The 20,223-nt window shown below is 59.5% G+C and carries 15 protein-coding genes and 1 tRNA gene; 7 read left to right on the top strand and 9 right to left on the bottom strand.

Annotation, left to right across the window (positions count from 1 at the left end):
- Positions 1-28: 28 nt before the first annotated feature.
- From IEX57_RS02815 to IEX57_RS02845, 7 genes are all read right to left on the bottom strand, one after another.
- Positions 29-793, bottom strand: a complete 765-nt coding sequence (locus IEX57_RS02815; protein ID WP_188702084.1) for a helix-turn-helix domain-containing protein — start codon at positions 791-793, stop codon at positions 29-31.
- Positions 794-1,090: 297 nt separating this feature from the next.
- Positions 1,091-2,869, bottom strand: coding sequence for a glycoside hydrolase family 28 protein (locus IEX57_RS02820; protein ID WP_188702086.1), 1,779 nt, complete (start codon positions 2,867-2,869; stop codon positions 1,091-1,093).
- Positions 2,870-3,319: 450 nt separating this feature from the next.
- Complete coding sequence (locus IEX57_RS02825; RefSeq protein ID WP_229708629.1) at positions 3,320-5,065, bottom strand: chitinase; 1,746 nt, start codon at positions 5,063-5,065, stop codon at positions 3,320-3,322.
- A gap of 333 nt (positions 5,066-5,398) precedes the next feature.
- On the bottom strand, positions 5,399-5,584 hold the full coding sequence (locus IEX57_RS02830) for a hypothetical protein (protein ID WP_188702092.1): 186 nt from the start codon (positions 5,582-5,584) through the stop codon (positions 5,399-5,401).
- Positions 5,585-5,743, bottom strand: a complete 159-nt coding sequence (locus IEX57_RS02835) for a hypothetical protein (RefSeq protein WP_188702093.1) — start codon at positions 5,741-5,743, stop codon at positions 5,585-5,587. It lies immediately after the preceding gene.
- A 492-nt stretch (positions 5,744-6,235) separates the two neighbouring features.
- Positions 6,236-6,311 (bottom strand) — tRNA-Thr (locus IEX57_RS02840).
- Positions 6,312-6,495: 184 nt separating this feature from the next.
- Positions 6,496-8,298 carry an aminopeptidase P family protein gene (locus IEX57_RS02845; protein WP_188702095.1) on the bottom strand — a complete coding sequence of 601 codons (1,803 nt, stop codon included), beginning with the start codon at positions 8,296-8,298 and terminating at the stop codon, positions 6,496-6,498.
- Between the two features lie 287 nt (positions 8,299-8,585).
- Between IEX57_RS02845 and IEX57_RS02850 the strand changes: the two genes are divergently transcribed.
- The 4 genes from IEX57_RS02850 (at position 8,586) to IEX57_RS02865 (ending at position 14,258) form a co-directional block, all read left to right on the top strand.
- Positions 8,586-9,461: a DMT family transporter gene (locus tag IEX57_RS02850; protein ID WP_188702097.1), complete on the top strand. Its 876-nt coding sequence runs from the start codon at positions 8,586-8,588 to the stop codon at positions 9,459-9,461.
- Between the two features lie 282 nt (positions 9,462-9,743).
- Complete coding sequence (gene uxaC, locus IEX57_RS02855) at positions 9,744-11,138, top strand: glucuronate isomerase (protein ID WP_188702099.1); 1,395 nt, start codon at positions 9,744-9,746, stop codon at positions 11,136-11,138.
- A 75-nt stretch (positions 11,139-11,213) separates the two neighbouring features.
- Positions 11,214-12,815 (top strand): UxaA family hydrolase, encoded by a 1,602-nt coding sequence (locus IEX57_RS02860; protein ID WP_188702101.1) that lies wholly within the window; start codon positions 11,214-11,216, stop codon positions 12,813-12,815.
- A 12-nt stretch (positions 12,816-12,827) separates the two neighbouring features.
- Complete coding sequence (locus tag IEX57_RS02865) at positions 12,828-14,258, top strand: tagaturonate reductase (RefSeq protein ID WP_188702103.1); 1,431 nt, start codon at positions 12,828-12,830, stop codon at positions 14,256-14,258.
- A gap of 218 nt (positions 14,259-14,476) precedes the next feature.
- Here IEX57_RS02865 and IEX57_RS02870 read toward each other — a convergent pair whose 3' ends face one another.
- Both IEX57_RS02870 and IEX57_RS02875 read right to left on the bottom strand, forming a co-directional pair.
- Positions 14,477-15,217, bottom strand: a complete 741-nt coding sequence (locus IEX57_RS02870) for a GntR family transcriptional regulator (RefSeq protein WP_229708633.1) — start codon at positions 15,215-15,217, stop codon at positions 14,477-14,479.
- A 147-nt stretch (positions 15,218-15,364) separates the two neighbouring features.
- Positions 15,365-17,119 carry a GGDEF domain-containing protein gene (locus IEX57_RS02875; RefSeq protein WP_188702105.1) on the bottom strand — a complete coding sequence of 585 codons (1,755 nt, stop codon included), beginning with the start codon at positions 17,117-17,119 and terminating at the stop codon, positions 15,365-15,367.
- 130 nt (positions 17,120-17,249) lie between these two features.
- Here IEX57_RS02875 and IEX57_RS02880 point away from each other — a divergent pair, with 130 nt between their 5' ends.
- The 3 genes from IEX57_RS02880 to IEX57_RS02890 all read left to right on the top strand — a co-directional run bounded on the left by IEX57_RS02880 (position 17,250) and on the right by IEX57_RS02890 (position 20,037).
- Complete coding sequence (locus tag IEX57_RS02880) at positions 17,250-17,432, top strand: hypothetical protein (RefSeq protein ID WP_188702107.1); 183 nt, start codon at positions 17,250-17,252, stop codon at positions 17,430-17,432.
- Positions 17,433-17,606: 174 nt separating this feature from the next.
- Entirely contained in the window at positions 17,607-19,409 is a 1,803-nt protein-coding gene (locus tag IEX57_RS02885) for a M61 family metallopeptidase (RefSeq protein ID WP_188702109.1), read from the top strand.
- A 169-nt stretch (positions 19,410-19,578) separates the two neighbouring features.
- Positions 19,579-20,037, top strand: coding sequence for a tetratricopeptide repeat protein (locus IEX57_RS02890; protein ID WP_188702111.1), 459 nt, complete (start codon positions 19,579-19,581; stop codon positions 20,035-20,037).
- The last annotated feature ends 186 nt before the right edge of the window (positions 20,038-20,223 follow it).

Raw genomic sequence — 20,223 nt, forward strand, 5'->3', positions numbered from 1 at the left:
TGTTTACGGTTTGATTTGTATCAAACAGCTATTCAAGTTCGACCGTATTGCCGGTCTGTTCCAGAATGCCGTGCAAGGCTTTGGTATCCGTCAAATTGACAAGCTTGCCCTGAATTTGCAAAAGGCCATGGTTTTGTAAACGGGATAAAATGCGGCTGACCGTTTCAATCGACAAGCCCAGATAACTGGCCATTTCATTACGCGTCATGCGCAACAGAAAACTGCGCGCCGAGTAGCCACGCAGGGCGAAAGCATCTGACAGATCCAGCAGCAAACCGACCACACGCTGCACCGCCACAGTGTCACGCAGACGCTGCGTGGTGTGATGCAGCCGGCTGATCTCTTGCCCCAGAATCCGTTGCAATTGCTGGCGTGCGTCACCGTTTTTCTGGGCCTGGCCGACCAGCGTGTTGCAGGAAATCTCGCACGCTTCGCCGTCTTCCAGCGCCACGGCGTCGTCACCGTGCTGGCCCAGTGCCAGCGCATCGGCACCCATCAGGGCGCCAGGCATATAAAAGCCGGTGACCTGTTCACGCAGGTGCGCGTTAAGAATACGGGTCTTGAAAAAGCCCAGCCGCACCGCGTAAATGGCACCGCTCTGGCCTTGTGAAAAAAGTCGGTCACCCCGGCGGATGGATATCGTCCGCATATTCAATACCGGTTGCGTGGTATCGCTGGATTCCTGACGTTGCTGGGCGACATTGGCCAACAGGCAAATATCACGCACATTGCAATTGGCGCATTGCCGCTGCGGCAATGTCCTTTTAACGGGTATGCTGATCGCAGTAACCATCTGACTTATCCTGCCTGTGTCGGTCTGGTATTGCAAATGGCGCATCCGGTATTGATCAAAGCATGCGCCGGCTTCAGAAAACAGCGGCAAGAAAAAGCCCGCCAGGAAAGGAATCCCGGATACTGTTTTCATTCTGATATATCAGAATTATGACGGTATAAAACATTGAATGGCAAGTAATTTGTAGCGAATGACCTGAATACTACAGCGTGACTTGTATCAGGACAGATGAACGGCGCTTGCCAAAGAAAAAGAGCCACTTGCGTGGCTCTTTTTCATGTTTGCACAACGCCCTTGTCAGATCGGTGAATTGCTGGAAGGGAAGCTCACAAATGCCGAGCTGCAATCGTAAGCGGTGGCGCTGGTGCTGCGACTGTCGGTTACGTTGAAGCTGTTGGCGCCCGCGGCACTTGTCAGCATGCTGGCAAACGACACTGGCCCCGGCCCCATGATGACACTGGCGTAAGAGGGGATGGCGTAAGACGTCTTGGTGGTAACCCACGACGGTGTGCTGTCGAACACCACGTTATCCAGCGTGATGTTGTACGCCGGTAACGCCTGGCCTTGCGATTGGTAACCGCGCAGGTCAATCGCTGTGTTGGTACCGTTGCGGCTGGAGCCCGTGGTATCCAGATAGCGGAAGTTGCGGATGGTGATGTCGTGCACATTGGGGAACATCGCGTTGCTGGAGCCATAAGCGTCGCCATAATAAGTATCAATGGCAAACGGCTGCGCCACGCGGCGCACGCAGGCACCGTCTACGGTCACGTTCTGGACTTCACCGCCACGGCTGTCATCTGTCTTGATCCGGAAACCGCTGGTGGCGCCGACATCGTAACCATCTACCGTCAGGTCACGGATGGTGACACCGTTTACGCCAGAGTCGGTCTCGCTACCGATCGACATGCCGTGGGTGTAGTAGAAGCGGTTGTGCAGAATCTGGATGTTGCTGACGGCGGCAGTGGTGTGCGCCTTGATGGCAATGCCATCGTCACCCGTACTGATGTGGTTGAAGGCGATCAGGACATTTTGTGACTGGCCCGGGTCAATCCCGTCAGTGTTCTTGACAGTATCTGGCGTAAAGCAGGTGCTGGCCCGCGTGGTATTGGCCGTGCCCGATACCGTTGGCATTGTGCCGGACCCACAGCTATAACCGGCCACGCTGTAGGCCAGCGTTGGCGACTGGATCTTGTTGCCCCAGGCGGTAAACCCGTTCACGCCGCTGGTCACCACGTGGAATTTGGGGGCATTCTGCAGGCTGACCTGATACAGGCTGAAGTTGCTGCCACCCGTCACCTGCAGCAGGCGCGGGTTGTTCTGGTTGTTGTTGCTCGACAGTGTTTTGCTCAGGGCGCCCACGTCCCACCAGGTCAGCGTATTGGCGTAGGTGCCGGACGTCACCACCGCGCCGCCGCGACCATCCACCGTGCCTGGGCCATACAGACCGTTATTGCCCGCGACGGCATTGATCAACGCCTGGCAGCCGTTGTCGCTGCTGGCGGTCTGGCCGCAGGTATTCTTGCCTGCAATCTGATAGTCCGACGGCTTGCGCGAGGCAAACAGCGTGACGCCATTATCGATCCACAACGAGACCCCTGCAGGCAAGGTCAAAGGCCCGGACAGGAAGGCATTCTGCCCGCTGCTGCCCGCCACCAGTTTGACCATCTGACCCGACGGACACGCCGTGATGGCGGCCTGAATGCGGCTGGCGTCTGGCTGGGAGTTAGTACCGCCGGCATCTACGCTGTCATCCAGCAGGCCACGGCCGTTGGTGGTCAGGGTGGCGGACAGACTGCTGCAGACGGTGGCCGGGACCACGGGCTCCTTGCCGCTTACGGCCGCATCATTGAGCGCCGCGCTGGGCCACAGACTGGCGGTCGGGGTTGGCGTAGGTGTTGGGGTCGGTGTGGGTGTTGGCGTAGCGGCAGGCGTCGGCGTTGGGGTGTTCGACGTTGTGTTGGTCGGGCTACTGGTTTGCGTGGTGATTTCACCGCCACCACCGCCGCAGGCGGCCAGCACCAGTGCAAGGGCAACGGCGCTGCCAAGGCGTGTGCGAACGTGTTGATTCTCAGGCATGACAAATCCCCTGCGGGCATGTCTGGGCAGGCCCGCATAGCAACTGGCACAGCGTGCCAGCAGGGTTACGGATGAGGTTGCGTGCGGGCCGGATCAGGCGCCGGCGGCGGCTTGCACAGTCAGGCCGTCGGTGCCGTGGATGGTCTCGATGGTTTCTTGCGTGCGATACATAGCGATCATTTTCGTACTCACTCCATGTTCTGTAGTCCGGTGCAGAGCCGGTAAACGGCGCCGCGTCCCGCTGTTAATCATTCTGATATATCAGAACGTTACAGAAAGCAATCCTATGGAGAAGCACCCGGCTGCGCCATGGGCATCGCATGCAGATATGACAAATATCAAGAAATGTGTACCTGGAATAAATCGACTACAAACAGCGGGGCGCCGGAAATAAAAAACCGCACCCCGTTTTCACCGGGTGCGGTTTGCAGTGCGTTGATCGAACCGCGTTTACTGGCCGTAGCTGTTCAGATAAGCCCGATACGGCTGGGAGAACGAAGAACCGCTGTAGACATCCCAGTTGATCGACCAGGTCATCAGGCCACGCAAGGTCGGGCTGACCTGATGCGGCTTGTAGCTGCCGCAGTTGGTGCCCTTCATCAGGCAATCCAGTGACGATTCGACATCCGCTGTCGCCGGGAAACCGTTACCTGCATTGGCGTTGGCCGGAATGCCCACGGCAATCTGGTCCGGACGCAAGCCTGGCCAGACTTTGCCGCCGTTGTTGGCCACGGCAAAGCCGGCGATTTCCATATCGGTCATGGCTGTCAGGAAATCCGCGCCACCCATGGTGTGGTACTGACCATCCAGGCCGGTGATCGGGCCAGAGTTATAGTCTTGCACCATCAACAGTGTGAGCTGGTTACGCATGGCGTAGATCACCGGCAGGAACGCCCCGGAACGCGCATCGGCAGAACCGCTCGGGCCCGGACCATAGAAGCTGTAGCCCAGTTGCACGAAGAAGGTTTCCGGCGCCATGGTCAGCACAAAATTGCTGCCATAGTGGCTGGTGATTTGCGTCAGGGCGCTGATCAGATTGACGATCTTCGCGGTCTTGGGCGCGGTGAAGTCGGTATCGCCGGCATCCAGTGACAACGACTGGTTTTCAAAGTCGATATCAACCCCGTCCAGCCCCCAGGTATCGATGATCTTCTCGACCGAAGTGACAAAGTTGGTCACCGCTGCAGCGCTGTTCAACTGCACGAGGCCGTTGGCGCCACCGACCGAGATAATCACCTTCTTGCCCAGCGCCTGCTTGGCCTTGATCGCGGCCTTGAAGTCGGTATCGCTCTCGACGTTCGGGCACTCGCTTGGCTGGCAGCGGGTAAAGGTGATGTTGCCGTTGGTATCCGAATCAGCAAACGCCAGCGCAATCACGTCCCAGTCATTAGAGACATTGGCCATGGTGATATAACCCGAGCCATTGGCGAAGCTGGAATGTAGATAGCCGACCAGCACATGCTTCGGCAGGCTGCCGGAAGGTGTGGGTGTCGGTGTCGGTGTCGGCGTTGGGGTAGGCGTCGGCGTTGGGGTAGGCGTCGGCGTTGGGGTAGGAGTAGGAGTCGGTGTCGGCGTAGGTGTTGGGGTGGGCGTCGGAGTCGGTGTCGGTGTCGGCGTCGCGCCGCCGCTGCAGTTGCCGGTGGCCGTCCACGGCTGGCCAGAACCGGCCGCGCCGCTGCTGGTGCCCGGATTGTTGCCTTGCGTCCAGAAATTGGCGGTGTAGTTCACGCCGTTGTAGCTCACCGTTGCGCCGCCGTTATAGGCGGTGCTGGCACTCCATGCCGCAGCACAGTTACCGGAAGGCGCGGGCGTCGGCGTGGGGGTCGGATTCGGCGTCGGCGTCGGCGTCGGCGTCGGCGTCGGCGTTGCAGTCGGCGCAGGGGTTGGCGTAGGCGTTGGGGTCGGTACGGGGGGCGGCGTAGGCGTCGGTGTCGGCGAAGCGCCACCCGTGTCTGCGCCAAGGTCTTTCCACAAGCTCGGGGTAGAGGCCGGGTTCCAGCCCGCGCCAGCGTAATCGGTCTGATTGACCAGGGCCTGATAATCGTGGCCGTTGTAATACACGATGGTCCCGGCGGTGTAAGTACCACCATCCTGCCAGGCCGGGTAAGCAGCAAAAGCCATGGACGCGGCCATAATGGCCGGCAAAGCGGCAAGCGCAAGCTTGCCTTGTCCGCGCGCGAACAAAGATTGGGTCATGCAAGTCTCCATCATCCGGTTTGTCTACTTGTTTCTCGCCCGCCTTCTGACGGGTCGCGTGACTATGATAATGGGATTGAACTGCCCGTCAACGTCTTGATTGACATAGTGATTTACAAGAAACAATCGGCCGGTTCCGGGGGATGTGCGGTGCCTTTTTGCCCGCATGTCGGGCCATGACGGATGGCGCCAGGCGCGACACAGACTGCAGCAGCCAGAAGCAAGCCGCGGCAGGGTGGCCGTCTGAAAATGCTGCAGGAAAACTGCCCGGATTGATTCACCGGCGCAACAAGTACCAGCGCAGGCGGTCTGATTATCTATTGATCAGTCGGCTCAGCCCGGGAGGCCGCCATGCCTGTTCGCCAGATTTTGGTGCTGGTTCTGCTGGCAGGAGCGCTGTGCAACGCCACGGCCGCCACCTACCAGAATGGACAGCAAATACTGCAGCAGCAGCAATTGCAGCAGATTCAGCAACAACAGAATCAGCAGCTGCAATATCAGCAGCAAGGCCAGCAGCAATTACAACAGCTGCAGCAAGACCAACAACGGCAGTTGCTGCAACAGCAGCAACAAGACCAGCAACAGCAACAATTGTTGTTGCAGCAACAACAGCAACAGTTGCAACAGCAGCAGCAAAACCAGTTGCAAATCCAGCGGCAGCAGCAACAGTTCCAGCAACAGGATCAGCAGTTACGGCTGCAACAGACGCGGTGAGTGCAGGGGGCGGGGGGTAAGGGTGTGCTTTGTATATAGGTCGGCGCGATGACCTATTTGATCGCCGTATTGAGGAACCAAGGATTATGGCGTGCCGTGGGACTTCGCACGATACGAGAGCGTAGCCCAATTAATACGGGGTGGGGGGCAAGGTCATTCAGAGCCTCACGACCACTCTGAGAGCTTGCAGGTATCAGAAGGCTTCTGATCGCTTGAAACCGGATTGCGGTCCTCGGTCAGTCTCGCTCGCGCCGGGGAGCCACGTGAGCAGTCCGGCAAATTGTTCATTACAAACTTTGAGCCTTTATCCCCTTGCGGTTGTTTGGAGGGCGGAACAAAGCAGGCGAGGGACGCTTGAGGAAGTCTTATTAGACGTTTGTCTAATAAGACGACCGAGAAAAAGAAAAAGGGTCGCAACCCGAAGGCTGCAACCCTTTGTCTTTACTACGTATTCATTGGTGCCGGCGGCAGGAATCGAACTCGCGACCCCCTGATTACAAGTCAGGTGCTCTACCAACTGAGCTACACCGGCACACTTGAGGGTGCGAATACTAACACGGGTCTTCGGGTTCGTAAACGCAAGGCCGGGGTTTTTTGATAAGGCTTTGAAACACAGGCTAAATCAGTTGTTGGCAGATATTGCACAGGCGCCTGACAACACGCCAGATATTGGGGGCGCCGGGCAATTTGTTGAAAAATTGCCCGGCGTTCTGGCCTTAGATTGCTTCTGTGCGGGCCAGCAGCCAGGCCAGCGCGTCGCCTGACACCAGTGGTTGCAGGCGCGTGCGCACGGTGGCGTGGTACTGGTTAAGCCAGTCGGCTTCCGTTTGCGTCAGCAGGCTGCGCTCAACGCAACGGGTGTCGATCGGACACAGGGTCAGGGTTTCGAACTCCAGGAAATCACCAAACTCGGTGGTTGGGGCGGATTGGTTGACCACCAGGTTTTCGATACGGATACCCCAGCGGCCCGGGCGGTAAATGCCCGGTTCGATCGAGGTGATCATGCCTTGCTGCATGGCGGTGTCCGGGCCGGCTTCGCGGAAGTATCCAATGCTTTGCGGGCCTTCGTGCACATTCAGGAAGTAACCCACGCCGTGGCCGGTGCCGTGGTTGTAGTCCACGCCTTCGGCCCACATTGGCGCGCGGGCGATGGCGTCGATCATGGCGGCGCGGATGCCCAGCGGGAAACGCGCACGGGAGAGGGCGATGACGCCTTTGAGCACCGTGGTGAAGTCACGGCGATGATCAGCAGTGATGTTGCCCACCGGGACCACGCGGGTAATGTCGGTGGTGCCGCCGGTGTACTGGCCGCCAGAGTCGATCAGCAGCAGGCCGTCGCCCTTGATGACGGAATGTGCTTCCGGTGTGGCGTGGTAGTGCGGCAGGGCACCGTTCTGGTTGAAGCCGGCAATGGTGCCAAAGCTGGCAGACACAAAACCCGGCCGCTTGGCACGGGCGGCGGTGATGCGGCTGTCGATGTCCAGTTCGGTGATGTGTTCTTTATTCAGGGCACGATCAAGCCAGCTGAAGAACTCGCACAGGGCGGCACCGTCTTGCGCCATGGCGTCGCGCACGTGGGCGATCTCGGCGTCGGTCTTGCGGGATTTGAACAGTTGCGACGGGTTGAGTTTTTCAATCAGGCGCACGCTGGTCGGGATCGCGTTGATCAGGCCCAGGGTTGTGCGGGCCGGGTCGATCAGCGCGGCACAGCCGGCGGGCAGGGCGGCCAGCGCGGTGGTGGCGGTGTCGTATGCGGCGATCTCTACGCCGTCTTTGGCCAGCGTGGTTTTGAGGTCAGCGCTGATTTTGGCTTCATCAACAAACAGGGTGACCTTGTCGGCGCCGATCAGCGCGTGCGCCAGGAAGACCGGGTTGTAGTCCACGTCGCCGCCGCGCAGGTTGAAAATCCAGGCCAGGTCATCCAGCGTGGAGACAAAGTGCCACTGCGCTCCGGCGGCTTGCATGGCTGCGCGCACTTGCGCCAGCTTGGCGGCGCGGCTGACGGCGGCGTACGGCGCAACGTGTTCGTAGACTGCGGCTTGCGGCAGGGTCGGGCGGTCTGCCCAGATTTCGCTGAGCAGGTCTTTGTCGGTGGCCAGGTTGACGCCGCTGGCTTGCAGCGTGCTGGCGGTGGCGCGGGCAGAGGACAGGCTCAGCACATCACCATCGGCGCCGGCGCGGGCGCCGGTTTTCAGGTTGGCGGCCAGCCAGTCTACGTGTGGCTGCGCTTGACCACTCAACAGCTTCATCAGCTTGACGCCCGTGCCTTCCAGCTGTGCTTCGGCCTGTTCCCAGTAACGGCCATCAACCCAGACGCCGGCAAAATCGTCGGTCACCACCAGTGTGCCGACGGATCCGGTAAAGCCCGAGGCCCATTTGCGGCCTTGCCAGTAATCCGGCAGGTATTCAGACAAATGCGGATCAGCGGAGGGAATGATCCAGGCGTCGAACTGATTGCGGCGCATGGCGGCACGCAAATCGGATACGCGTTGCTGGATGGTCTGGCGGGCATCACTCATCGGGTGTTTCTCCGAAATATTCATCAACGGTGTAGCGACGGGGTGGTGTCGGCACACGCACTGCGTGGGGGTGATTCAATCAGGGGCGGTCACCAGCGACCACGCGGCGGGCTGTATCTGTAGCGCAACACGCAAACTGTGGCTGGCTTCCCTATCTATATATGCGTTCAATGGCGCTACGGGTTTTGCCCGGTGCCGACGCATAATCCGGCTATTTTCCACCCTGTTTGCGGGCCTGTCACCGCTGTCTTGTCTGGCGCGTGTGTCCGCATGGAGTTTGTTGAACCATGAATGCCATTGAGCTGGTGGTGCTGGCGGCCATCTGGGGTGCTTCTTTTCTGTTCATGCGCATGGGCTCGTCCGAGTTCGGGCCGGTGCCGCTGATTGCGCTGCGCGTGGGGATTGCCAGTCTGGTATTGCTGCCGGTGATCGCCAGTGCGACATCGCGCCGGCATTTGCGTAGCCACTGGAAGCCGCTGCTGGTGGTGGGGCTGACCAATTCGGCCTTGCCGTTCTGCATGTTTGCCTATTCCACCTTGTACGTCAGTGCCGGGCTGGATTCCATCCTGAACGCCACCACGCCGTTGTGGGGCGCGCTGATCGCTTTTGTGTGGCTCAAGGTCAATCTCACACGGGATCAGATACTGGGCATGGCGCTGGGTCTTGTTGGTGTGCTGATCCTGGTGTGGAAGCAACTGACTGCCACGCAGGGCACCCAGACGCTGGCGGTACTGGCGGTGCTGGTGGCGACGCTCTCTTATGGTTTTGCGGGTCATTTTTCAAAGCGCACGCTGGCGGGCCTGGCACCGCCGCTAACCGCGTGGGCCAGCCAGTTTTTCTCGGCGCTGGTGTTGCTGCCCGGTGCGTTGTACTGGTGGCCCCAACACCCGGTGTCGACCAGCGCCTGGTGGGCGGTGATCGGGCTTGGCGTGCTGTGTACCGGTCTGGCGTATGTGTTGTATTTCCGCTTGATCGCGCACGCGGGCGCCAGCTATGCCATGTCGGTCACGTTTTTGATCCCGGTTTTTGGCGTGGCCTGGGGCGCGTTGTTCCTGCATGAAGAGGTGGGAATGCAGACGGTGCTGGGGTGTCTGGTGATTCTGGTCGGCACCGCGCTGGCCACCGGCAAGCTACAGCTGATTCAACGCTGGCGAGCGGCGTAGTGGATTTCGGCCAATAACATACTACCGGCTGGGAAAAAATCACAAAAAGGGCGGATTAACTCCGCCCTTTTTGCGTCTGTAGCCCTTGTATTTGCTTTTTGTTCGGGTTTCTTGACCAAAGGCAACCGTAGCACGTGAACAAGTCACTACAAAGTGCTTGCGTAGCTAATATATCAGCGCTCATAATTCTGATATATCAGATCGACAACCCCTCTGAATCCGCAACAAATCAGAGGGATGCGCTTCACACACACTGCAAAAAGGCTAGGAGGTTGTACCGCGATGGCTGCTTTCATGGACAAGGATTTCCTGCTCGATACCGCAACGGCCCGTCGTCTGTATCACGACGTCGCCGCGGATCTGCCGATCATCGATTACCACTCGCACCTGCAACAGGGCGAAATTGCCAGCCGCAAGAAGTTTCGCAATGTGGCCGAGCTGTGGTTGGGCGGTGATCACTACAAATGGCGTCTGATGCGCAGCTCTGGCGTCACCGAAGATTTCATCACCGGCAATCGTAGCGATGAAGAAAAATTCCGTGCTTTTTGCAAGGTGCTGCCGCACGCCATTGGTAACCCGATCTATCACTGGAGCCACCTGGAACTGCGCCGCATTTTCGGCATTGATCTGCTGATCAACGAAAAGAACGCCGGTCGCATCTGGGAAGAAGCCAACGCCAGTCTGGCCGGCATGGATACCTGGTCTTTGCTGGAACAGGCGAAAGTTGAAATCGCATGTACCACCGATGACCCGGCCGACGATCTGCTGCAACACCAGGAGATTGCCGGTTCGGCGCTCAAGACCCGCGTGCTGCCGGCGTATCGCCCGGACAAAGCCATGCGGATCAACAATCCAGGCTTTGTGGATTACCTGGCGCGCCTTGGCAACGTGGCCGGCGCGAAGGTTGATTCCTTTGCCAGCCTGATTGCCGCCCTGGCTGCCCGTGTGGCGTTTTTCCACGTGCAAGGCGCACGGATCAGCGATCACGCGGTCGACGTTGCCCTGCCGGTGGTGCCGGCAACAGAACAACAGCTGGAAGCGCTGTTCCAGAAACGCGTCGCAGGCAGCTTGTTGTCTGATGCCGAACTGGGCCAGTACGTCCGCGGCATCCTGACGGCCATGGGCCGCGTTTACGCCAGCCACGGCTGGGCGATGTGCCTGCACATTGGCGCGCAGCGCAACAACAATAGCCGCATGCTGGCGACGCTGGGTGCAGATACCGGTTACGACTCGATCTCTGACATGAGCTGCAGTGCCGGCCTTGCCGCCATGCTCGATGTGCTCGACAGCACCGACGAGTTGCCCAAGACCATGCTGTTCTGCCTGAACCCGAACATGAACGACGTGCTCTCCACCATGATCGGCAACTTCCAGGGGGGCGGCGTCACCGGCAAGCTGCAGTTCGGCCCGGCCTGGTGGTTCAACGATCACAAGGAAGGCAACCTGCAGCAGTTTGTGACCCTGGCCAATCACGGCGTACTGGGCACCTCGGTCGGCATGGTGACGGATTCGCGCAGCTTTGCCTCTTACCCGCGTCACGACTACTACCGTCGTTTGCTGTGCCGTCAGTTGGGTCAGTGGGTTGAAGGCGGCGAATACCCGGCAGATGAACCGGCGCTGGAACAGATCGTGCGCGATATCAGCTACGAAAACGCCAAGCGCTATTTCGGTCTGTAACCGGCACGCATCACACGTAATCCATACCGGCCGCTTGCCCACGCAGGTGGCCGGTTCACGAAGACACTGGCAGCCATGCAAAAAACGCTTTGTATCCACCCGGATGACGACATGCTCGTCGCGCTGACTGATCTGGCCTCGGGCGAGATCGTCACCTGGGAAAACGAATCCATCCTGATCACCACCCCGGTGGCCGCCAAGCACAAGCTGGCGCGCCGTGCCTTTGCCAAGGGCGAGTTGCTGCGTCTTTATGGCGTGCCTGTTGGCCGCGCCATGCAGGATATCCGCCGCGGCGAAGCGGTGACGACGGAAAACCTGGAGCACTACGCTGCGGACGTCGAGATCACCCAAACCGCGCCGTATACCTGGACGCCGCCGGATATGGCCAGCTGGCAAGGGGCGACGTTCCCGGGCGTGGTGCGCGCAGATGGCCGCATCGGCACGGCCAATTACTGGCTGATTTTCCCGCTGGTGTTCTGTGAAAACCGCAATGTGGAACACCTGCGCAACGCGCTGGAACAACCGCTGGGTTACGCCACCAACGATCTGGCCGCGTACACGCTGTCTTTGCTGGGCGAGGATATGGATGCGCCGGCGCAAGCCGTGACACGCCCGTTCCCCAATGTCGATGGCGTGCGCATCATCACCCACGCTGGCGGCTGTGGCGGCACGCGCGCTGACGCGCGTTCGCTGTGCAAAGTGCTCTCTGCCTATGCAGATCACCCCAATGTGGCCGGCATTACCGTATTCAGCCTGGGTTGCCAGAACGCCCAGATCAAGATGTTCAAGGAAGAACTGGCCAAGGTGAACCCTGACTTCGACAAACCCTGTCTGATCTTTGAACAGCAGCAGTGGGATAGCGAAGAAGCCATGATGAAATCGGTGCTGCAAGACACCCTCAAGGGCATCAAGGGCGCCAATGACATCAAACGCACGCCGGTGCCGCTCTCTGCCCTCAAGATTGGCGTGAAATGCGGCGGCTCGGACGGGTTCTCCGGCATTTCTGCCAACCCGACCATGGGGTTGGTGTCAGATATGGTTGTGGCCATGGGCGGGGCGTCGATCCTGGCGGAGTTCCCCGAGTTGTGCGGCGTGGAAGCCAGCCTGATCGAACGTTGCGAGAACGACGACGACAAGCGCCGTTTCCTTGGCATGATGCGCGACTTTGAAGCCAAAGCGCAGGCCGTGGGCACCAGCTTTGCCGCCAACCCCAGCCCAGGCAACATTCGCGACGGCCTGATTACCGACGCCATCAAGTCTGCCGGCGCGGCCAAGAAGGGCGGCACATCGCCCATTGTTTCAGTGCTCGATTACGGTGAAAACGCCAGCAAGCCGGGTTTGTCCCTGCTGTGCACACCGGGTGGCGATGTGGAATCCGTGACCGGCATCGTGGCCTCTGGCGCCAACGTGGTGCTGTTCTCTACTGGTCTGGGTACGCCCACGGGCAACCCCATTGTGCCGGTGCTCAAGATTGCGACCAACACAAAGACCGCCACCAAACTCAAGGACATGATCGACTTTGACTGCGGTCCGGTGGTGGAGGGCAAGCCCTTGCCGGAAGTGGCTGAAGACCTCTTCAAGATGGTGGTTGCCACCGCGGGTGGTCAGTACAAAGCCAAGGCAGATCGCCTGCAGCAGTACGACTTCATTTTCTGGAAACGGGATATCTCTCTTTAAGAGCGCAAGATCATGCAAACATTACAACGGGAAAAACCGTTTCATCGCCCGATCCGCTTCTTGCAGTTTGGTGAAGGCAATTTTCTGCGTGCGTTTGTCGACTGGCAGATTGATCTGCTGAACGAGCGCACCGGGCTTGATGCAGGCGTTGTGGTGGTGCGCCCGCGCGGCAACCCGGCGCTGCCTTTGCTTGATGTTCAGGGTGGCATGTTCACCACCTTGATTCGCGGGCTGGATGAATCCGGTCAGCCGGTCAAAACCTACCGCAAGATTGAATGCGTTGAGCGTGAAATCGACCTGGCCCAGAACTACGCACAGTACCTGGCGCTGGCGGCCAATCCGGATCTGCGCTTTGTGGTGTCCAACACCACCGAAGCCGGCATTGCGACCAACGACACCGACCGCTTTGATGACGCGCCGGCCAGCACCTTTCCGGCCAAGCTCACGCGCTTTTTGCATGCGCGCTTTACCTGCTTTGACGGCGCCGCCGACAAGGGGCTGGTGCTGCTGCCGTGCGAACTGATCGACTACAACGGCGAGGCGCTCAAGGCGGCGGTGCTGCACTTTGCCCGGCTGTGGCAACTGGGTGCCAAGTTTGAAGCCTGGCTGACCACTGCATGTACTTTCTGCTCGACGCTGGTCGACCGCATCGTCACGGGTTACCCGCACGCGGAAATGGCGCAGATTGAAGAAGAACTGGGCTACAAGGATCAGTTCCTTGTCACCGCCGAGTATTTCTACCTGTTTGTGATTCAGGGCCCGCAATGGCTTGCCAAAGAACTCAAGCTTGATGGCGCCGGCCTGAACATCCGCCTGGTCGATGACATTACGCCGTACAAGCAGCGCAAAGTGGGCGTGCTCAATGGCGGCCACACCACGTTGGTACCGGTAGCGTTGCTGGCTGGTCTGCAAGAAGTGGGCGAGGCCGTGGCCGACCCGGTAGTCGGGCCGTTCTTGCTCGATACGCTCAATGAGGAAATCATCCCGGCGCTACCGCTGGAGCGCTCGGAACTTGATCCGTTTGCGGCTGATGTCTTGCGGCGTTTCCGCAATCCGTACATCCATCACCGGCTGGAGTCGATTGCGCTCAATAGCTGGAGCAAATACGCCGCCCGCGTTTTGCCCCAACTGCTGCAATTCCAGCGCACTACCGGCAAGCTGCCACGCCACTTGTTGATTGCGCTGGCTGCGACCATGGTGCTGTACCGCGGCAAGCTGATCAAACTGTCGGATGATCCGGCCTGGCTGGCGTGGTTTGACAGTGCCTGGGCCAAAGTGGATGCCGGGCAGTGGACCGTGCAGCAAATGGCAACCGAGTGGCTGGGTAATATCGCGCTTTGGGGCCAGGATCTGAATGGCGTTGCCGGATTGACCAGCGCATTGGGCGAAATTCTGGCGCAGATTGATTCGCAAGGTATTGCTGCGCTGATTTCGCGCGGTTGATTTTGCTGAATTTGCGCAAAAGCAAATTCTGATAAACCCGCCATTGCAATTGCACGCGCAATGGCGGGTTAAACGCTTTAGCTATTTCTGTTTACACCGGTAAATGGTTTCTGCAGAAAGGCCAATGCGTCTTTTTTGCTTTTTCTTACACGTTTGCGCAATAAAAAAAAGCCCGCTATTTGCGGGCTTTTTGTTGGGCTCAAGCGGCGATTACGCCCTTAGCCATGTGCACTTTTGTGCTCTGGCAAGTGCTGGATAAAGAATTCTGGCTGCAGCGTTCTGGCCACTTCCAGCACCGGCAAAACATGATCCAGGTGCGAGCGCATGGCTGCAACAGCGGCAGCGGGCTCACCGCGGGCAATGGCGTCGACCACGTCAACGTGCTCGTCAACCACATGTTCCATGCGGCCTGGCAGCGGCAACGTCAGGCGCCGGTAGCGGTCAATCTGGGTCTTGGCCTGCAAGATAATCGGCCAGACGCCAGGGTGGCCGGACAATTCAGCCAGCGCCGCGTGAAACGCTTCGTCGGTCTGGTGAAAGCCACGGGTGTCGCCAGCTTCAGTGCATTGGCGCTGCGAGGCCAGAATGCCGCGCAACACCTCAACGCCTTCAGGCGAGATCCGTTTGGCGGCTTCTTCCACAATGGCGATTTCCAGCGCGGTGCGCACCAGCATGGCTTCTTCCAGCGCATCCAGCGGAATCCGCGCCACAAATGTCCCCACGCGCGGCATGATTTCCACAAGGCCTTCTTCGGCCAGGCGTTGCACGGCTTCGTGTACCGGCGTGCGGCTGGTACCGTGTTCTGCGGCAATATCGCGCTCAACAATGCGGGTGCCGGGCGGCATGGACATTTCAACAATACGCATGCGCAAATCCAGGTAAACCCGGCGCGATGCGCTCAGTGCGGCGTCCTGGCCGTTTGCGGCTTCCAGCTCTTGCAGTTTTTCCTTGGTATTCATTGATCCAGCTCTGCGCTGATTAGCGATAAAGACGTTGTTGGAGTTATGTCTGGCAATTATTTTTGTTTTACCGTTTGACGTCAATCATCAAATCATCGTCAGCGATATTTAATCTGATTTGAATTGAACGATGATTTTCACGCCAGATTACGAGGCCAGTCCTGTAGGCAACCCGACGACGAGGTTACGCCCTTGCTGTTTGGCCTCATATAAATGCCGATCTGCGGCCAGCACCAGTTTTTCCAGGGTATCGCATTGATGATCCAGTACCGCAAACCCCACGCTCACGGTAAGGCGGATCGGTTGATCATCCACTGTGGCCAGTGTCGCTTCGGCAATGGCCAGACGAATCCGCTCCAGAATGTCACGCGTGTTTTCGGCGTTGGCGTCAGCCAGCAAGAAGATGAACTCCTCGCCACCGTACCGCGCAAACAGGTCTGAACTGCGCAAGGTCAGCCGGCAATGCTGGCTGATTGCACGGATCACTGCATCTCCAACGTCGTGGCCCCAGGTATCGTTGACCCGCTTGAAATGATCCAGGTCCAGCAAGGCCACGCTGCAGACGCCATGACGGCGGCTGGTCTGCGTGACCGTGATCGCCGCCGTGGTCTGGAATGCGCGCCGGTTAAGGGCGCCGGTCAGAAAATCGGTGGTGGCCGCTTCGTGCAATTCGGCAATCAGCGCTTCGCGTTCCACCTGCAACACCTGGCGAGCCCGGCTGTTGTCGCGCAGCACGGCAATGGCGCTGAGGACATCTCCGATCTCATCGCTGCGTACCGGCACAGGGACCGGGGTATCAAGCCTGCCGGCCGCCAGCGCCTTGATGATATTGGCCGAGGTGGTCAGCGCATTCAGCAAGCGATAACCGAAGACGCACAGCGGCACGATCAGCAACAGGGCCATCAGGGCGGTCAACAGGGCCAGCCAGATTAGCCGCTCGCGCGCTTCTGCTTGCGCGGTGATGGCCTGTTTGCTGGCTTGCAGCAACAGCGCATCGCGCACGTCCAGAATGGGGTTCATGGTGGGGACGTAGCGCGCGGCGAACTCCCCGGTGGTCATTTGCGGTACGACATCAGCATGCCAGGTCACCAGCACCTGGTTGACGAGGGCCTGGCCATCGCCAAAGTAATGCTGATTCATTTGCGCCACGGCGCCGGTGATCGTCGCGTCGTCGGCACAACAACGCGCAACCCGGTTGTTCACCAGCATGCGCATGATGTCGATATGCCCGACGATGCGTTCGATCGATTCAACCGTCTGGCGCGTCAGCGGTTCCTGACGGATCAGCGCCCGGGTGAACTGGGAGCCCAGTTGGCCGGCCTGTTCCCGCAACTCGGCCGCCGCCCGCGCGGCGACCAGCAGATCATTGAGCGTATTGCCACGGCGCTCGGCGGCCCCGGAAATGCGCGCGACCAGCGGTGAGGCGAGCGAAGCGACGGAAATCATGGTCGAGACGGCGTCGTCAATGGTTTCGCCGGGCCGCTGTGCGGCGGGCAGGGCGGCGACAGCGTTGACCTTGCGCCGGCCAGTCTGCAGATCATCCTGCAGTTGCAGCAGCGCGTTGATCATGGCGGCGCGATTGGCGTCATCGTCGTCCAGCGCCTGCAGATTGGTCAGCAAGGCATGAATGGCCGCGTCGCTATGGGCGCGGGCATCGGTGAGCGCCGTCGCCTGAACGGCCGGGGCCGGCGATGCGGCACCCATGATGGCATTGGCCGGACCCCGCTCGCGCGAGACCATCTCGAATACCTTGAGTGCCAGTTGGGCACGTTCCACATCACCGACCGCGCGGCGGCTTTGCGCGTAGTCCGTCCATTGCTTGTGCGCCAGCCAACCCAGCAGGGTGGCCAGCGTCAGCGTCCACGCAGTGATGTACAGAACGAAACGGGTTTTGATACGCATGGTTTCGACACGGTGTCTTGTGGTTTTTATTAAAGCACGCCGCCTTGTAGCGCCAAACGGGAACATGCTGACGCCCCATGAGTCCATCGTGGGTGTTGGCAGGGCAAACTGCAAATCCAGTGAGGTACAAATGGTACAAAAACCTGATCGTGAAGCTGAAGAACTCGATTACCCCGACCAGCGTGCGGCGAGAAAACAACAGCAACTGCTTGATGCCGCGCGCCGTCAGCATGGTCATCCCGGGCATGAGGGCGAAGCGGTAGACCCGCCGCCCAAGAGCGAAGCGGGTCCGGAAGGCCTGCCGCAGCGCTGAATATGCGACAATCTAGCCCCCGCCCGCGCGGGGGCTTTTCATTGCCCGGCCAGAACGGCTTGCCACCCAAGCCCGGTCGCGGCATTGTTCTGCCTGACTGGAATTTGTTGCAGCGGTAATCACCCACAAGGTGGGCTACCCTGCCTGACTGAACCCCTCTGAAAGAGCCTCGCCATGCCGCATTACCGGATCAAGCCCGCCGACCTCAAGGCCCACTATTTTGATGTCACGCTGTCGATCGACAAACCCGATGCCAACGGACAGACGGTGTGGTTACCGGTATGGATTCCCGGCAGTTATCTGGTGCGCGAGTTTGCCCGCAATCTCATCGAGATCAGTGCCTCGTGCAAGGGCAAGCCGGTGGCGCTGACCAAGCTGGACAAACACAGCTGGCAGGCCGAGCCCGTGAAAGGCAAGCTGGAAATCAGTTATCGCGTCTACGCGTGGGATTTGTCGGTACGTGGCGCTTATCTGGATGAAAGCCGCGGCTTTTTCAACGGCACCAGCACGTTCCTGGCCGTAAAGGGGCAAGAGCACCAGCCGTGTACGGTTGAACTGCTGGCCCCGGCCGGCGTGCAATGGCATGTCGCCACCAGTCTGCCGGTTGATGGCGCCCGCGCCGGTGAGTTCGGCCTGTATAAAGCCGGTGATTACGATGAGCTGATCGATCATCCGGTTGAAATGGGCAACTTCAGCGACATCCGCTTCAAGGCCTGTGGCGTGCCGCATGAAGTAGTGATTGCCGGTCGGCACCGTACCGACATGAAGCGTCTGAAGCGCGACCTGAAAAAGATTTGCGAATACCAGATCAAACTCTTTGGCGAACCGGCCCCGTTTGAGCGTTATGTGTTCATGAGCATGGTGACGGGCGATGGTTATGGTGGCCTGGAACACCGGGCGTCGACCGCTTTGATGGTCAGCCGCGATGATCTGCCGCTGGCGCATGAAACCGCGGTCAAAGCCGGTTATCGCCAGTACCTGGGCTTGTGCAGCCATGAGTATTTCCATACCTGGAACGTCAAGCGCATCAAGCCTGCCGCGTACGCACCGTACGATCTGTACAGCGAAAACTACACGCGTCTGCTGTGGGCGTTTGAGGGCATTACCTCTTATTACGATGACCTCACGCTGGTGCGGACCGGCCTGATCACTGAGCAGGAATACTTCGACCTGCTGGCGCAAACGCTGACCGGCGTGGAGCGCGGTGCCGGGCGCAAGCGGCAGAACCTGGAAGAAGCCAGCCTGGATGCCTGGGTCAAATACTATCGCCAGGACGAAAACAGCCCGAACGTCATCGTCAGCTACTACACCAAGGGCGCACTGGCCGCGCTGTGCCTTGATCTGACCATTCGTCAGCACAGCAAGGGCAAGAAGAGCCTGGACGATGTGATGCGCGCGCTGTGGCAGCGGTTCGGCAAAGACTTCTACAGCAACAAGGGCGGCAAGGGCGTCGGCGAGGCCGAATGGGAACAGATCGCCAGTGAAGTCGCCGGCGTTGATCTGAAAGCCTTCTTTGATCTGGCACTGCGTTCTACCGAAGCGTTGCCTGTTGCCAGCTTGCTGGCGCAAGTGGGCGTAGCGACCCAGCTGCGGGTGACCGCAGGTGGTACCGACAAAGGCGGCTGGAAAGACATCACCGCGCCAGGCAACAGCATTGGCGCACGACTGACCGGCGAGGCCGGCGGCGTGAAGCTGACGCATGTGCTGGATGGCGGTGCCGCCCAGCAAGCGGGCCTTGCCGCCGGGGATGTCCTGATCGCACTGAACGGTTTGCGCATTACGGCCGGCAATCTGGACACCGCGCTGGGCAGCTATGTTGCTGGTACTGAGGTAGAAATCCACGCCTTCCGCCGTGATGAACTGCATGTACGCCAACTGACCGTGCAAGTGGCCGGGCAAGATACCTGGGGCTTGCGCGCCGCGCAGGATGCCGATGCCGCAGCCATCGCGGCCCGCAAGGCCTGGCTGGAAGGCTAAGCATCGAAACAGTCTTGAGCGGCAACAAAAAAGCCCGGCTTGAAGCCGGGCTTTTTCATGGCGGTAGATATCGGACAATACTGCCGGTTTTTCAGAGATTTCTGATATCTGTTTTGATATGCCTAATCAATAATTCTCGAATTCTCAAAATTGATTTCGGGTGATTCACATGCATCAGATAACCCAGGGCACGGCCACCGCCCACGCCATGCAACAACAATTCAACCGCGCAGCCCGGATGCTGGGTGGCAGCGCGCCCCAGGAACAGGCCGAGGCCCTGGCCAGCCTGCAGCAACTGGCCCGTCAGGGCATGGCCAAGGCGGCCTACAACGTGGGCGTGGCGCATCTGCGCGGTTTTCACGTTGAACAAAGCCGGGACCAGGCCAGTGCCTATCTGCGCATGGCGGCAGAACAGCGTTATCACCGGGCCTATTACCCGCTCGGGGAATTGCTGCGCGAAGGCGGCCTGACCGAGTGCGAGGAAATGCCGCAAGACCTGCGCCTGTATCTGTCGGCGAAGTGGATGTGGCGGGCCGCCTGCCAGGGTGAAGCGCGTGCCGTAAAAGCGCTGGGGCAATCCTGGGTGCCGACCTTGTTCCAGACTCTGGACAAAGGCTATTTTCGCTAAACCAGAAGGCGACGCCACCCCGGTCATGCTGGTTTGGGGGCGGATGCCGGTTTCTGCCTGTCGCATCTGGGTGGCCCAAAAACCGCCAAAGGGCAGGGGCCATGGGCAAACACAGGTCGTCAGTCTTGAGATTGGGCGGTGCCGGCGCAATCTACGGTAAAATCGAGCTTATATCCCTGACGTACT

Source organism: Silvimonas iriomotensis, assembly GCF_014645535.1.
GTDB lineage: Bacteria > Pseudomonadota > Gammaproteobacteria > Burkholderiales > Chitinibacteraceae > Silvimonas > Silvimonas iriomotensis.